Origin of the sequence: Bradyrhizobium sp., assembly GCF_049512235.1 — a bacterium.
Classification (GTDB): Bacteria; Pseudomonadota; Alphaproteobacteria; order Rhizobiales; family Xanthobacteraceae; genus Bradyrhizobium.
This window is the reverse complement of sequence record NZ_JBEKXH010000166.1, coordinates 1-12731: the sequence shown is the minus strand read 5'-3', so window position 1 is coordinate 12731 and position 12731 is coordinate 1. Positions and strand designations below refer to the sequence as shown.

The window sequence follows — 12731 nt, the reverse complement described above, 5'->3', positions numbered from 1 at the left end:
GGGGTGTGGAAACAAGAACCACGGTCCAGCCGCTAAGGCACCGCCAAACGAAAGGGGCGGTAACAGATATGCTGGGCCTAAAGTTCACTGCGCCACACTCCTACTCTACCAGCTTTCTCTCCGCGGCGGCAAAGCTGGATTGCTTCGCTAACGCTCGCAATGACGATCTCAGACTATTCTTTCGTGGCTGTTTGAAAAGTGAATCGGAAATTCATACGGCGCGTAGGTTCGCGCAAAGGCGCCCTTGCGCCGTGCCCACCATTTTAGAGTCGGAAAGATGGTGGGCACGCCATCGGCTCGCGCGTTCGCGCGATCCGTTGGCTTTGTCCACCCTACGGCTGCGGCAGAGAAAGAGGGGATGGCCGGGACATCTGCGCGAAGACGCGCGGAGCCTGTCATCGGGCCGCGCTTCGCGCGGACCCGTTGGCGCTTTAGCCCGGCCATGACGAGGTGAGTTCCAATCATGGAGAAAACAAAAGCATGCCATCCCTGAATCCTGAAGGATTCCTCCGCGTCGGCGCCTACGATCTCGAATATCGCATGATTGGCCCCCCGCCCGCGGACGCGCCGACCATCGTCATGCTGCATGAAGGCCTCGGCTGTGCCGCGCTGTGGGGAGAGTTTCCCGACCGGCTTCAGGCCGCGACCGGGGCCGGCGTGCTGGTCTATTCGCGCGCCGGCTATGGCGCCTCAACGCCGGTCAAGCTGCCGCGCCCGCTCGACTATATGCAGGTCGAGGCCCTCGAAATATTGCCTGAGCTGCTCGACAGAGCCGGCTTTCGCCGCGGCCTCCTGCTCGGGCATTCCGACGGTGCCTCCATCGCGGCGATCTACGCCGGCGGCGTTCAGGACCATCGCCTGCGCGGGGTCGCGATGATCGCGCCGCATTTTGTCGTCGAGGATATTTCGGTGGCCTCGATCGCCCAGATCAGGAAAGATTACGAGACCTCAGGTCTGCGCGCGAAGCTTCAGCGCTGGCACCGCGACGTCGATAACGCCTTCTACGGCTGGAACAGCGCCTGGCTCGACCCGAAATTTCGCAATTGGGATATTTCGGATTATCTGGCCTATATCCGCGTTCCCGTCGCGATCGTGCAGGGCGCCGCTGATCAGTATGGCACTCTCCGCCAGATCGAGATCGCCAGCGAAGAATGCTATTGTCCGGTCGAGGTGACGATCCTGCCCGGCACCGGACATTCGCCACATCGCGAAGCGCCGGATGCTGTGCTCGATACCATCTCCGAATTCGCCGGGCGAATTCTGTTCTCGGATCAAGGCTCGCGGGGGCAAGCAGTATGATGTGCCGGTTTGGCAATGCCCGGTCAGTCCGCCGCCGCGATAGCCGCTAATCTCCGCACTGGGGTACCGAACATGAAACAAAATGCCGATTTCGTTATGACAAGGACACTGGACTTCGCCAAAACATGCACTATGATGCATATAAAGATCGATGATCCAAGAATAAAGGTGGTCTGATGGCCGGTGAAGATCGCGTCCTCGCTGGCGGCGGCAAGCATATCGATTTCCAGACCGATCCGTCGCGCTACCGGCATTGGAAGCTGGAAGTCGACGGCGAGATCGCAACGCTGACCATGGATGTCGACGAGAACGGCGGGCTGTTCGAGGGCTATCAGCTCAAGCTCAATTCCTACGATCTCGGCGTCGATATCGAGCTCGCCGACGCGGTGCAGCGGCTGCGCTTTGAGTATCCCGGCGTCAAAGTCGTGGTGCTGCGGTCGGGCAAGAACCGGGTTTTTTGCGCCGGCGCCAACATCCGCATGCTGGCCGGCGCGACCCACGCCCACAAGGTCAATTTCTGCAAATTCACCAATGAGACCCGCAACGGCCTGGAGGATTCCAGCGAGAATTCCGGTCAGCGTTTTGTCACGGTCATCAATGGCACCGCGGCCGGCGGCGGATACGAACTGGCGCTGGCGACCGATCACATCATTCTCGCCGACGACGGCGCGGCGGCGGTGGCGCTGCCGGAGGTGCCGCTCTTGGCGGTGCTGCCGGGCACCGGCGGGCTGACGCGCGTGGTCGACAAGCGCAAGGTGCGCCGCGATCATGCCGATTATTTCTGCACCATCGAGGAAGGCATCAAGGGCAAGCGGGCTGTGGCATGGCGGCTGGTCGACGAGATCGTGCCCAACAGCAAGCTCGAGGCCCGGGTCGCCGAGCGCGCCAAGGAATTCGCCGCCGCCTCCAAGCGCAATGGTGACGGCAACGGCATTTCGCTTACCCCCCTGACGCGCAGCTTCGACGACAACGGCATCCGCTATGGCCTGGTCAGCGTCGACATCGACCGTTTGCAGCGCATCGCCACCATTTCAATTCCGGCGCCGGACGCACCCCCGCCCGCCGACATCGACGGCATGATCGCGCTGGGCGTTTCATTCTGGCCGCTGCAGGTGGCGCGCGAACTCGACGACGCCATCCTGCATTTGCGCATCAACGAGCTTCAGACCGCGATGCTGGTGTTCAAGTCGCACGGCGAGGCTGCCAATGTTCTTGCCTGCGATGCCTTTCTGGAGGCCCACAAGGCGCACTGGCTGGTCAACGAAATCAGGCAGTACTGGAAGCGGGTGCTCAAGCGCATCGACGTTACCTCGCGCACGCTGGTGACGCTGGTCGAGCCCGGCTCCTGCTTCGTCGGCACGCTGGCCGAACTCGTATTCGCGGCCGACCGCTCCTACATGCTGATCGGATCGAGGCAGGGCGATAACCGCGCGCCACCGACCATCGAACTCTCGGCGATGAATTTCGGACCCTACCCGATGAGCCATGGCCTGACCCGGCTGCAGTCGCGCTTTCAGGCCGACGCTTCCGATCTGGAGCGCGCGCGAGGCAAAATCGGCGAGGCGCTCGACGCCGGCGAGGCTGAACAACTCGGCCTCGTCACCTTCGCGCTCGACGATATCGACTGGGATGATGAGATCAGGGTGTTCTTCGAGGAGCGTTGCAGCTTCTCGCCCGACAGTCTCACCGGCATGGAGGCGAACCTGCGCTTCGTCGGGCCCGAAACCATGGAATCGAAGATCTTCGCGCGCCTGACGGCGTGGCAGAACTGGATCTTCCAGCGTCCCAACGCGGTCGGCGAGAACGGCGCGCTGCGGCGCTACGGAAGTGGCCAGAAGGCGCAGTTCGATATGACACGGGTTTAGGAGCGAGTAGCGAAATGTATAGGGCGAGTAGCGAATAGCGAATAGCGAATAGTCGAGCAATTCTATGGAACCTTATCATTTCAGAGCCACGAGCGTTGGCCTCTCACTCCCTCTCCCGCTTGCGGGGGAGGGTGGGGTGGGGGTGGCGCGGCAGCGGCGGTGTTGATGACGCCCGTGGTAACGATACCGATCAATGGATTTTCGCCCGTTGAAGCACCCCCACCCCAACCCTCCCCCGCAAGAGCGGGAGAGGGAGCGCAGCATCGCAAGCTTTGATCCGCCCAACACGGGAGCACACCATGAACGTCAATACCATGAACGTCGATTACTCGACCAAGATTCCCAACAATGTGAACCTCGCGGAAGACCGCCAGGTGCTGAAGGCCCTGGAGGGCTGGCATCCCGGTTACATGAATTGGTGGAACGACATGGGGCCGGATGGCTTCCAGCAATCGCTGGTCTATCTGCGCACCGCCTATTCGGTCGATCCGCGCGGCTGGGCCAAGTTCGACTATGTCAGGATGCCGGATTATCGCTGGGGCATCCTGCTGGCGCCAAGGGAAGAAAACCGCGTCATCCCGTTCGGCGAACATTACGGCCAGCCGGCCTGGCAGGAAGTGCCGGGCGAGTACCGCGCCATGTTGCGCCGCCTGATCGTGATCCAGGGCGACACCGAACCTGCTTCCGTCGAGCAGCAGCGTCATCTCGGCAAGACCGCGCCCTCGCTCTACGATTTGCGCAACCTGTTCCAGGTCAATGTCGAGGAGGGCCGCCATCTCTGGGCGATGGTCTACCTCTTGCAGAAATATTTCGGCCGCGACGGCCGCGAGGAGGCCGACGAATTGCTGCGCCGCCGCTCCGGCGATGCCGACTCACCTCGCATGCTCGGGGCCTTCAACGAAGCGACGCCGGACTGGCTGTCGTTTTTCATGTTCACCTATTTTACCGACCGCGACGGCAAGATGCAGTTGCACTCGCTGGCGCAATCCGGCTTCGATCCGCTGTCGCGCACCTGCCGCTTCATGCTGACCGAGGAAGCCCATCACATGTTCGTCGGCGAGACCGGCATCAGCCGCGTCGTGCAGCGCACCGTCGAGGCGATGAAGGCCGCCGGCATCGGCGATCCCGCCGATGTGGCCGGGGTGCGCGCGCTCGGGGTGATCGATCTCCCGACCATCCAGAAGAAGCTCCATCTGCATTATTCGCTCTCGCTCGACCTTTTCGGTTCCGAGGTTTCGACCAACGGGGCGAATGCCTACAACGCCGGCATCAAGGGCCGCTTCCGCGAGACCCAGATCCAGGACGATCACCGCCTGCAGAACGACACCTATCCCGTGCTCAAGCTGGTGAACGGAGAGATCAAGCGCGTCGACGAGCCGGCGCTGACCGCGCTCAACATGCGGCTGCGCGACGACTACACCCAGGACTGCGTCAAGGGCCTGTTGCGCTGGAACAAGATCATCGCCACGGCCGGCTACGACTTCAAGCTGGCGCTGCCCAACGTCGCGTTCCATCGCCAGATCGGCGAGTTCAAGGATGTCCACGCCACGCCGGACGGCGTGCTGATCGATGATGCGACCTGGAACAGGCGCAGGAGCGAATGGCTTCCTTCCACGGAAGATGGCGATTTCATTGGTTCGCTGATGACGCCGGTGACCGAGACCGGCGGTTTTGCCAACTGGATCTCGCCGCCCAAGGTCGGCATCGACAACAAGCCCGGCGATTTCGAATATGTGAAGATCGAGACGTGAGCTCAATCCCAGCCGTCGCCCTTGATGCCGGGATTGGCGTAGACGATGCCGCCATCGACGGCGATGGTGGCGCCGACGACGTAGTCGCCGGCGCGCGAGGCGAGATAGATCGCCGCTCCCGCCATGTCTTCATCGGTGCCGATGCGCCCCGCGGGCACCCGTGTTGCGACTTCGTCGGCGTTATCGCGCGCCGCCTTGTTCATGTCGGACTTGAAGGGCCCGGGCGCGATCGCCGACACCACGACGTGGTCTGAAATCAGCCTCGCCGCCATCCGGCGGGTCAGATGGATCAGGCCGGATTTGCTGGCGGCATAGGAATAGGTCTCCATCGGGTTGACGAAAATGCCGTCGATGGAAGCGATGTTGATGACTTTGGCGGGCCTTTCCGCAGTGGCGGCGGCGCGCAAGGCTGCGGCCAGCGCCTTGGTCAGAAAGAACGGCGTCTTGAGATTGAGGTTCACCACCTTGTCCCAGCCGCTTTCCGGAAACTCATCGAAATCGGCGCCCCAGGCCGCCCCGGCGTTGTTGACCAGGATATCGAGCTTCGGCTCCCGCTTCCTGATTTCGGCCGCCAGCATCTCGATGCCGGCAAGGCTGGAAATATCGATCGGCAGCGCGATGCATTCCCCACCATATTCGGCCGTGAGCTCTTTGGCGGTCGCCTCGCAGGGGCCGGCCTTGCGCGCCGTGATATAGACCCTGGCCGCGCCCTGGTTGAGGAATCCAGCCGCGATCATCCTGCCGATGCCGCGCGATCCCCCGGTCACCAGCGCGACGCGGCCCTGCAGCGAAAACAGATCCTTGAACATGCGTTTCTCCGATGGTTTTGCGAATGGTTCTGGGCGTTACGCCGCGCCGATGCGGCGAAAACCGTTCCACATTGCGGTGGCGGCGCCGGAGGTCAAGACCGGCAGGATTCGGGTGTCCTGATGATTGCCATTGAGCGAGACCCGCGGCAGCGCCATCAGGTGTTCAGCGCTTTCGGGGAAGATCATGCCCGGCCTTGTCGTTACCGCGGTCCTGAAACCGGCTGCCCGCGCCAGCGCGAATTCCCTGGCGCCGGCCGCGATCCTGTCACCATAGGGATAGGCAAGATGGAGGACCGGACGCTGCAATACGCTTTCAATCCGCGCGCGGCAGATCGACATCTCCTGGCTGGCGACCTGCTCGGGCTGCCTGGCGAGGTTGCAATGCGTGATGGTATGGGCGCCGATGCTGACCAGGGGATCACCGGCGAACGCCCTCAACTCGTCCCAGGTCATGCAGAGTTCGCGGCAGATCGCGATTTCGTCGACGCCGTGTCGTGCGCACAGTGCAGCGATTTCGTGCCGCAAGTCATGCTCGGCCGGCAATCCGCGCAGCCGGTCGTGGAGACGGGCGAACGCAACCTCCTTGGCGGCCGTCGTGCCGGTTTCGAAGCGCTTCGCAACGTCGCCGATCCGAGCTTCGATGGAAGAGGCCCTGGCGACCACCTGCTCCAGCGCGATCCACCACAGCCGGCCGATTCCCTCGGCAAAATCGCTGGCGGCGTAGACCGTAAAAGGTGCGTCGAATTCCCGCATCACCGGCAGCGCAAAATCGCGATTGTCGCGATAGCCGTCGTCGAGGGTAAAGCTGGCAAAGCGCTGCGAAAAGTTGCGCTCGATCAGCCGCTGATGCATCTCGTCCATGGTGATGATGTCGATATGCTGCGAGCGCAGGTGCTTGAGCATCGCGCGCAGAAACTCGGGTGTGACCTCGAGATGATGATTGGGCCGGAACGCCGCCTCACGGCACGGCCGGACGCGGTGCAGCATGAAAATGGCGCCGACGCCTGAGAAGATCGGCCGCAGCAAATGATGCGCGCCGGTGAAGTAGAACGCTCCCAGTCCGGCGCGGATGACGTTGTTGCGGAACTTCTTCATTGGCGGGCTGGCTGGCCGGTTGGGGTACAAAAGCGCAAATTAGCGGAAAACCGCTGAACAAACATTAAGCCGGTGCGACTGAAGGCTCCCGCACTATCCCGTATTTCGGGTTTGACAGCCTCGCAAGGGTTTGTTTTCTCTCTGTTCCCAGACCCGCGGGACATCGAATGCACGGACTTTTCAGGTGGAGCAGCAAATGGTGGCCGGGCCTGGTTCCACTGGTCGTCTTTTGGGCCATCGCGGCCTGGACCAGCACTTCACCCCTGGAAACCGACCTTGCGGCCCGCTCCGCCGCCGCGCTGAAGGACACCGTGCTCGACAAGAGACGGATCGAGGTCTTTGGCCGCGATCTGACCCTGGCCGCGGATGCATTCTCGGAAGACGGCCGCCGCAGCGCGGTGGCCTCCGTGGCAGCCGTGCCTGGCGTGCGGCTGGTCAATGACGAAACCCAGCTTGTTCCGGAAGCGAGCCCCTTCGTCTGGTCGGCGGAGCGGGACGTTGTCAGGGTTACCTTGGGCGGCAGTGCGCCTTTGCCGTCGACCAAAAGCAGGTTGCTCGATGTGGCCCGCGCCGATCTCGACGGCGTTGAAGTCGTGGATCGGATGAATTTGTCGCGCGGCGCGCCGCCGCGTTTCGACGATGCGGCGTTGCTGCTGATCGATCAGATCGGCCGGTTGAAGGACGGCAAGATCACGATCAGCGGTACCACGGTCAGCCTTGCCGGCATGGCGCGCGACATCGGTGGCCGCGAAGCGATCGCGGCCGCGCTGAAAAATCTTCCAGAGGGTTTTTCGGTCGCCGCGAATGCGGTCGCAGCGCCACCTTATGTCTTTCAGGCCTACAAGGATCCGGTCGCGGTCACGCTGACGCTGACCGGCTATGTGCCTGACAACAACGTCCATGCGGCGATCGCGGCGGCGGCGGCGCGCAAGTTCTTCAGCGAAAAGGTGGTCGACAATCTCAAGACCAGCGTCGGCGCTCCCGCAGGCTTCGCCAATGCCGTCGTGCCGGCGCTGGGGGTGCTGTCGCGACTGTCGACGGGCACGCTGGTGGTGTCCGATCGCGAGGTAAAGCTCTCGGGCGATGCTTTTTATGACGCGGCGGCGGCACAGATCCGCGCCGATATGGCCAAGGATTTTCCCGGGGGTTTTCAGGTCAAGGCTGACATTTCCCTCAAGCCCGCGGCCGCGCCCGTCGACCCCACCGTGTGTCAACAGCTGTTTTCAGATTTGCTGGCCAAGGGAAAAATCCGGTTCGAATCCAACCGCGCCGCCATCGATCCGGATTCCGCGGGGTTGCTCGACCGTCTGATCGAGACCGCGCTACGCTGTCCGACCGCCAATATCGAGATTGCGGGACATACCGACGCTGTTGGCGAGGATGCCGTCAACCAGGTGCTGTCCGAAAAGCGCGCGCAGGCCGTGCTGGATCACCTGGTCAAGGCAGGCCTGCCGGCCGACAGGTTCACGGCAATAGGCTACGGCAGTGCCCAGCCGGTCGCGTCAAATGAGACCGACGAAGGCAAGGCACAGAACCGCCGCATCGATTTCCTGGTGAGATGAGGTGCCGATGGCATATCTGGCGACATTCTATTGGGGCTGGCTGCTGGCGTCGCTGCTGTTGGGTCTGGCCATGGGCTGGATCGCGGTGGTTCATCGCGGTCAGGGCGTATCGAAGGTGACGGCGCGGTGGCTTGCCGCACTGGTGGCTGCATGGGTGGCGGCGGCGCTGGCGCGCGTGATCCCCGGCCGTCCCGGCTACTGGCTCGACCTTGGCCTTGTCATGTTGGCGTTGTATCTCGCCGGTTGCGCGGTGGGATCGTGGTTGCGCGACCGGGTGCTTGCACGCAATGCGCCCGCAGGTTGAGAGGTTCAAGGCTGCAATAAGGACGTGATACACATGACTTGCGGCGGCCTGCCGGATGTTCGGCCATTACAATGCCTGGGCCAACAACCGGCGGTTCGCGGCGACCGCGCAGCTCCCGACCGACCAATATCGCACCGATCGGGGCGCCTTCCTCAGATCCGTCCATGTTAGGCTTAACGATCTGGTGGTGACCGACCGGATCTGGATGCAGCGCTTTACCGGCGACGCGACCGGCTGGATGCGATCCTGTCGGCCGGATCGGCCTGAAGTCACGAAAACTTCACTGCCGGGTGCGCAACCTTGTGACCAGGGGGTGCTTTGCTCCGCCGGGGCGGGCCGCAACAACCGAGCCTGACGGCGTCATGAATTATCCCTAATACATTGAAGGAACGTGTTTTCTTCAATCAAGCGAATTCCACTCCAGGGCAAAACACGCTACCACATTGCGCCAGGGAGAATGTGCGGAGCTGGCAGGGGCAAAGCTCGCCCGGATGCCGTGGGTTTTTTGTTGTAGTTGAGGTCTAGATGCTGGAAGCAATACGCAGGGCGATATCGTTTCTGCGCCACAAGCAGATCCTGCACAAGCTGGGTGTTGCGGTCAGCGTCACGGTCATCGGGATCGCGTGCTTTGTGCTTGTCCATATGCTTCGGGGCATCGATGTCGAGGAAGTCGTCGAGGCCATCAAACAGACCGAGCCCCGCTCGATCGCGCTGGCCGCATTGTTTGTGGCCGCGGGCTATTTCACGCTGACCTTCTATGACCTGTTCGCGGTTCGCGCGATTGGCCGGCCCGATGTCCCCTACCGTGTCAACGCGCTGGCAGCTTTCACCAGCTATTCGATCGGACATAATGTCGGCGCCAGCGTCTTCACCGGCGGCGCGGTGCGCTACCGTATTTATTCCGCCTGGGGGCTGAACGCGATCGACGTCGCCAAGATCTGCTTCCTGGCCGGCCTCACCTTCTGGCTCGGCAATGCCGCGGTGCTGGGGCTGGGGATCGCCTATCATCCCGAAGCGGCAACGACGATCGATCAGCTGCCACCCTGGCTCAACCGCCTCGCCGCGGTCGCGATCATGCTCGGGCTGTTGGCCTATGTGGTCTGGGTCTGGACACGGCCGAGAGGGGTCGGTCGCGGCCCCTGGACCGTGACATTGCCGGGCGGTCCCCTGACGCTGCTGCAGATCGCGATTGGAATCGTCGATCTCGGGTTTTGCGCGCTGGCGATGTACGTGCTGGTGCCGGACGAACCCAACCTCGGCTTCGTCGTCGTCGCGGTCATCTTTGTCGCCGCGACGCTTTTGGGATTTGCCAGCCATTCCCCCGGCGGCCTCGGCGTGTTCGACGCCGCCATGCTGGTCGGCCTGTGGCAGATGGACCGGGAGGACCTGCTGGCGGGAATGCTGCTGTTTCGCCTGCTCTACTATATTATTCCCTTTATCATATCTGTAATCTTGTTGACGTTTCGGGAGTTTATAATGGGGGCGCGAACCAAGCGCCTGCGTCAGGCGACCCCGGGGCTCCACGCCGAGCCGACGCGCGGAGCGGCCTATGTAAGAGAGCGAAGGGACACCGGCGCCTGACCGGGCGGACGCCCACGACGCGGAACAATTTGGGAAAGAGCCGGCCCGATGGCGATAGATGCTCCTCCTTCTTTCTTTTCGCCGTGGCCGGACCGGTTGCGGCATTCGGCCATTATCCTCTTGGCCGCCGGCTTGGCGCTGGCCATCCTGGTTGCGTTCGGCGCATTGATGCCGGTCGGTGCCGCCGCGGTGTTTATATGCATCGCCGCGGCCGCGCTGGTGCCATGGCGACTGCACAGCGTCGCCGCGTCGCGTGAAGACGTCCGCGGGGTCAGCCCGGTCGAAACTGCCGCCGTCAGCGCCATCGTCGCCGGGATGCCGGATCCCGCGGTGCTGCTCGACCGCGCCGGCCGTGTCGTTCACCTCAATGCTGCCGCAGCGCAACTCGCGCCGGCGCTGCGCAAGAACGAACTCGCCCAGTTCGCGTTGCGCTCGCCCGAAATCATCGCCGCGCTCCGCGAAGCCATCGCGACCACCGAGGCCCGGCGCGCGACCTATCTCGATCATGTGCCGGTCGATCGCTGGATGGAATTGATCATCACGCCGGTGCCGGTGCCGACCCCGTTCGGCGGCACCGAGAAGTGCATGCTGATGACGTTCCACGATCAGACCCCACTGCGCCGGGTCGAGGAAATGCGCGCCGACTTCGTCGCCAATGCCAGTCATGAACTGCGCACGCCGCTGGCGGCGCTGTCCGGCTTCATCGATACCCTGCAGGGGCCGGCCAAGGACGATGCCAAGGCGCGCGAGCGCTTTCTCGGCATCATGCACACCCAGGCGACCCGGATGGCGCGGCTGATCGACGACCTGTTGTCGCTGTCGCGGGTCGAACTCTCCGCCCATGTGCGGCCGGACACGCAGGTGGATATCGTCCCGATCATCCAGCAGGTCGTCGATGGGCTGGAGCCGTTGGCCCGGGAACGCCAGGTCGCCATCGATATCGAGCTGCCCGAGAGGCCGGTCATGATCGCCGGCGACCGCGAGGAGTTGCTGCGGGTGTTCGAGAACCTGATCGAGAACGCGCTGAAATACGGCGCCTCCGGCGGCAAGGTGATGGTCTCGCTGGCTCGGGCGGTGTCGGGCGAGGGCGCCCCCGAGGTTCGCGTCAAGGTGCGCGATTTCGGCCCCGGCATCGCCCCGGAACATCTGCCGCGGCTGACCGAGCGGTTTTATCGGGTGGACGTCGGCGACAGCCGCGCCCAGGGCGGCACCGGGCTCGGTTTGTCGCTGGTCAAACATATCGTCAACCGTCATCGCGGCCGGCTCTTGATCGAAAGCTTGCCAAAAAATGGCGCCACCTTCACGGCCTGTTTTCCCCAGGCGAGGACCCCGGGATCATCCTGAAAGCAAGCGATTTCAATCGCTTGTGACCGTCATCCAGGTGTCACTAAACCTTCGTAAAAGCGGCATTGACCGCCCCTAACACCGGTGGCGTGAGCGCGATCGGGCGCGTCTGGCGCTTCGCTCACGGTGATGGAGACCAGCAATGAGTTTCATGAAAACAATCGTCGCTGCCGGCGTGGTCGCCGCGTCGACGTCGGCATTCGCCGCCGATATTACCGGCGCGGGCGCGACATTTCCTTATCCCATCTATTCAAAATGGGCTGATGCCTACAAGAAAGAGACTGGCAACGGCCTGAACTACCAGTCGATCGGATCCGGCGCAGGTATCAAGCAGATCCAGGCCAAGACGGTGACGTTCGGCGCAAGCGATATGCCCCTGAAAGCCGATCAGCTCGAGAAGGAAGGCCTGGTGCAGTGGCCGATGGTGATGGGCGCGATTGTGGCGGTGGTCAATCTTGAGGGCGTCAAGCCGGGCGAAATGGTGTTCGACGGTGAAACTCTGGCCAACATTTATCTCGGCAAGATCAGCAAGTGGGACGATCCGGCCATCAAGAAGCTCAATCCGAACGTGAAGCTGCCGTCGGCTGCAATTGCCGTCGTTCACCGTGCGGACGGTTCGGGCACGACTTTCAACTTCACCGACTATCTTGCGAAGGTCAGCGCCGATTGGAAATCCACGATTGGCGAGGGCACCACGGTCGAATGGCCGGTCGGCGTCGGCGCCAAGGGTAACGAAGGCGTCTCCGGCAACATCGGCCAGACCAAGGACTCGATCGGCTATGTCGAATATGCCTACGCCAAGCAGAACAAGCTGACCTATGTGGCCATGACGAACAGGGCCGGCAAGGCCGTGCAGCCGACCGCGGAGACGTTCCAGGCGGCCGCTTCCAATGCCGACTGGACCCACGCTCCCGGTTTCTACCTGATCCTCACCGACCAGCCGGGCGAGAAGTCGTGGCCGATCACGGCATCAACCTTCATCCTGATGCACAAGGAGCCGGCGGACAAGGCGGCGTCCGGCGAAGCCCTCAAGTTCTTCAAATGGGCTTTTGCCAACGGCAGCAAGATGGCCGAGGAGCTCGACTACATTCCTATGCCGGACAACGTGGTCAAGCTGATCG

The 12731-nt window shown here is 62.8% G+C and carries 11 protein-coding genes; 9 read left to right on the top strand and 2 right to left on the bottom strand.

Going from position 1 to position 12731, the window contains the following annotated elements:
* The first annotated feature begins 480 nt into the window (after positions 1–480).
* From ABSG20_RS16855 to boxB, 3 genes are all read left to right on the top strand, one after another.
* Positions 481–1299, top strand: a complete 819-nt coding sequence (locus tag ABSG20_RS16855; RefSeq protein WP_423865647.1) for an alpha/beta fold hydrolase — start codon at positions 481–483, stop codon at positions 1297–1299.
* A gap of 176 nt (positions 1300–1475) precedes the next feature.
* Positions 1476–3164 carry a 2,3-epoxybenzoyl-CoA dihydrolase gene (gene boxC / locus ABSG20_RS16850; protein ID WP_423865646.1) on the top strand — a complete coding sequence of 563 codons (1689 nt, stop codon included), beginning with the start codon at positions 1476–1478 and terminating at the stop codon, positions 3162–3164.
* A 299-nt stretch (positions 3165–3463) separates the two neighbouring features.
* Positions 3464–4915 carry a benzoyl-CoA 2,3-epoxidase subunit BoxB gene (gene boxB, locus ABSG20_RS16845; RefSeq protein WP_423865645.1) on the top strand — a complete coding sequence of 484 codons (1452 nt, stop codon included), beginning with the start codon at positions 3464–3466 and terminating at the stop codon, positions 4913–4915.
* Positions 4916–4917: 2 nt separating this feature from the next.
* On the opposite strand, the gene ABSG20_RS16840 is transcribed toward boxB, so the two are convergent.
* Positions 4918–5724 carry an SDR family oxidoreductase gene (locus tag ABSG20_RS16840; RefSeq protein WP_423865644.1) on the bottom strand — a complete coding sequence of 269 codons (807 nt, stop codon included), beginning with the start codon at positions 5722–5724 and terminating at the stop codon, positions 4918–4920.
* 36 nt (positions 5725–5760) lie between these two features.
* Positions 5761–6819, bottom strand: a complete 1059-nt coding sequence (locus ABSG20_RS16835) for a polysaccharide deacetylase family protein (protein ID WP_423865643.1) — start codon at positions 6817–6819, stop codon at positions 5761–5763.
* Between the two features lie 167 nt (positions 6820–6986).
* Here ABSG20_RS16835 and ABSG20_RS16830 point away from each other — a divergent pair, with 167 nt between their 5' ends.
* From ABSG20_RS16830 to pstS, 6 genes are all read left to right on the top strand, one after another.
* Positions 6987–8381, top strand: a complete 1395-nt coding sequence (locus ABSG20_RS16830) for an OmpA family protein (RefSeq protein ID WP_423865642.1) — start codon at positions 6987–6989, stop codon at positions 8379–8381.
* A gap of 7 nt (positions 8382–8388) precedes the next feature.
* Positions 8389–8685: a hypothetical protein gene (locus ABSG20_RS16825; RefSeq protein ID WP_423865641.1), complete on the top strand. Its 297-nt coding sequence runs from the start codon at positions 8389–8391 to the stop codon at positions 8683–8685.
* Positions 8686–8740: 55 nt separating this feature from the next.
* On the top strand, positions 8741–9040 hold the full coding sequence (locus tag ABSG20_RS16820) for a DinB family protein (protein WP_423865640.1): 300 nt from the start codon (positions 8741–8743) through the stop codon (positions 9038–9040).
* Positions 9041–9210: 170 nt separating this feature from the next.
* Positions 9211–10266 carry a lysylphosphatidylglycerol synthase domain-containing protein gene (locus tag ABSG20_RS16815; RefSeq protein ID WP_423865639.1) on the top strand — a complete coding sequence of 352 codons (1056 nt, stop codon included), beginning with the start codon at positions 9211–9213 and terminating at the stop codon, positions 10264–10266.
* A gap of 48 nt (positions 10267–10314) precedes the next feature.
* Positions 10315–11610, top strand: coding sequence for an ATP-binding protein (locus ABSG20_RS16810; protein WP_423865638.1), 1296 nt, complete (start codon positions 10315–10317; stop codon positions 11608–11610).
* 142 nt (positions 11611–11752) lie between these two features.
* Positions 11753–12731: phosphate ABC transporter substrate-binding protein PstS (pstS, locus tag ABSG20_RS16805; RefSeq protein ID WP_423865637.1), on the top strand; the 979-nt coding region annotated here is incomplete at its 3' end.